Source organism: Phytobacter sp. V69, assembly GCF_965644215.1.
GTDB lineage: Bacteria > Pseudomonadota > Gammaproteobacteria > Enterobacterales > Enterobacteriaceae > Phytobacter.
In genome coordinates this window covers 1-2,668 of record NZ_CBFFRL010000351.1, presented here as the reverse complement: position 1 = coordinate 2,668, position 2,668 = coordinate 1, and the positions used below count along the sequence as shown (strand labels likewise).

At 53.8% G+C, this 2,668-nt stretch carries 1 protein-coding gene and 1 pseudogene; one reads left to right on the top strand and one right to left on the bottom strand.

Features of this window, described 5'->3' with window-relative positions; genetic code table 11:
• Nucleotides 1–62: 62 nt before the first annotated feature.
• A pseudogene (locus tag ACSZPU_RS24915) lies at nucleotides 63–989 on the bottom strand (RNA repair transcriptional activator RtcR family protein); the annotation flags it as partial.
• 460 nt (nucleotides 990–1,449) lie between these two features.
• Here ACSZPU_RS24915 and ACSZPU_RS24910 point away from each other — a divergent pair.
• Nucleotides 1,450–2,574, top strand: a complete 1,125-nt coding sequence (locus ACSZPU_RS24910; RefSeq protein WP_499004270.1) for a slipin family protein — start codon at nucleotides 1,450–1,452, stop codon at nucleotides 2,572–2,574.
• Nucleotides 2,575–2,668 lie beyond the last annotated feature (94 nt).

Genomic DNA, 2,668 nt, shown 5'->3' with positions numbered 1-2,668 from the left:
GTCATGATAATAGGGCCTTCTGATTAGAAGGCCCTATTATCAATGATTTTTATCCTCGTGACGACACTATCTAGCAGCATGGCCTGCTCATCCAGACCCAGTTCAGCGATTTCATCCAGAAACAGCACGCCGCCATTGGCTTCGCGCAGCAGCCCCATTCGCGGCGTTAGCGCCCCGGTAAAGGCCCCTTTCACATGGCCAAATAGCGTCGACATGGCGTTATCGCCGCGCAAGGTGGCGCAGTTTACCGCCACTAGTTTTCCTGCCACACGATGGCGCGACTGGCGGAGCTGGAAAATACGTTTTGCCAGGAAGGATTTGCCCGCCCCGGTTGGACCGGTCAGCAGAATCGGTGCCGTGGAGCGCAGCGCCACTCGTTCAATTTGATCGATAAGTCTGTTGAATGTCGCGTTGCGCGTATCAATACCGGCTTTCAGCAGAGAAACCGACTGCTGTTGCTCGCGTTGAAAGCGGCTGGTTAAGGTTGCGTAGCGGCTTAAATCGAGGTCGATAACCGAGCAGACGCCAGCGGCAATATCTTCCTCAGAAGCCCCTTTGGCTGCCGGGCTGGTTTGCAGCAGGCTGGCGGGCAGGTAGCGGGCTTCCGTAAGCAAAAACCAGCAGATTTGCGCCACGTGTGTGCCGGTGGTGATGTGTACCAGATACTCTTCGTTTTCCGTATCGAAATCGTAGCGGCTGGCAAAGTCCAGAAACGCGGCGTACACCTCTTCAAAATCCCACGGATCGCGAATATCCACCGTATGAGGGCGCACGACCGTGTGCGGCGAAAGCAGGGCGATGTCCTCCGCCAACTGTCGGGCCATTCCTTCGTCGCGCGGCTGGTGGAGGAGCTCCAGCCGATCAACCGGAAAATTCGGCTGCTGGCATAGCCCGACGGTTGGCCGCCATTTGCGAAAGCGATTGGCCCGTTTGCCGCGTTTATCCAGCACGGTTCCCAGTACCCCGATAACGACTCTACGCTTTAGCATTTTTATCCTTAAAGATAAATGACGATAAATAAATATAAAAAAATACACAGGTCATCAGCAAGCAAACAAAATGGGTAAAAATAAAAGCAATAAATATCAATTTATTAAGTTTTTTATTTTTCATCTTTCAGCACCTGGCACACTTCTGGCAATACCTGATACGTCACGACGCTGAGCACGCAGGGGATTATGCCCCGCCAGCGCACCCGGAACGGTAAGACGTTATCCGTGGGGCGTTCTGTCAGCCGAGAGACACCTGTGAGGGTTCGATTCCCAACTCACCTGTCCGGTGAACACTGGTTGTGTTCGTAAACGCGCTGTCGGGCTGTTAACGATGGCAATGAACCGGCGCCGATAAGGGCTCCGGGTCGCAGGCAAAGCAGGCTGGCAGTGATGGTCTGTTTCCCTCCGGCTCCGATCCTGCATTCGCGCCGGTACGTGAAAATTTAAGGAAGATCAAATGAATAAAAAAATCACTCTCCGTAAGGGACAACTGGGCCTGCTGGTGAAAGCGGGCGATTACACAGACATTCTTGAAGCAGGAGAGCACCGTCTTTCCTGGTTTGGTAAGCAAGAGGTCACGGTCGTTGAGCTCAACGGCAGCGATGTGGCGGATGCGCTGGCGAATTATTTGCGTCGCTTTAGACCTGAATGGGTTGAGGCGTACTGCCTGAGCGTTGATACCGCGGAGCATGATGTGGCCGCGCTCTACCGTAACGGCATCCTGGTAGAAATTATCCCACCCGCGTCCCGCCGCCTGTTCTGGCAGGACGGTAGCCTGAGCACTGTGCTGATCGATACACGGGATGTGCGCGTACCAGAGAGCATCATGAACGCCGTATTGCAGCCACGCAGCGGCGCAGCAGTCAAAGGCCGGGATACCATACTGACGGTAAACGTCGCGGCATGGCATGTTGGTGTGTTGAAAATCGATGGAGAAACGCAGCCGCTGCTGCCACCGGGACTGAGCGCCTGGTGGAAAGTGAACCATCTGGTTGATGCCGAGGTTGTCGATACGCGTTTGCAACTGATGGAAGTGGCCGGTCAGGAAATCCTGACCAAAGACAAAGTGAACCTGCGCATTAATCTGGGGGCGAACTGGCAGTATAGCGACGTGTTGCAGGCGTTTAGCCAGTTAAGCAAACCGCTGGATCATCTGTATCGTGAGCTGCAGTTTGCCCTGCGTGAAGCGGTGGGCACCCGTACGCTGGACGAGCTGCTGGAAGATAAGCAGGTTATTGATGAGGTGGTCAGTGCGCAGGTGAAAACCCGCATGGCTTCCTTTGGTATGGATGTCGCCTCGCTGGGTGTGCGGGACATCGTGCTGCCAGGTGATATGAAAACCATTCTGGCGAAACTGATCGAAGCGGAAAAATCGGCGCAGGCGAATGTGATCCGTCGACGTGAAGAGACGGCGGCGACCCGCTCACTGCTGAACACTGCGAAGGTGATGGAAAACAACCCGGTGGCGCTGCGCCTGAAAGAGCTGGAAACGCTGGAAAGAGTGGCTGAACGTATCGATAAAATCTCGGTATTCGGTGGCCTGGATAACGTCCTCAATGGACTGGTGAGTATTAAAGGATAACCCATGCAGGGCGATTCAAGAGCCTGTACATAAAATTGTGTAATTGCCTGATTTTGATATGTTCAATCCAACATCAAAAGCAGGTTAATTTATG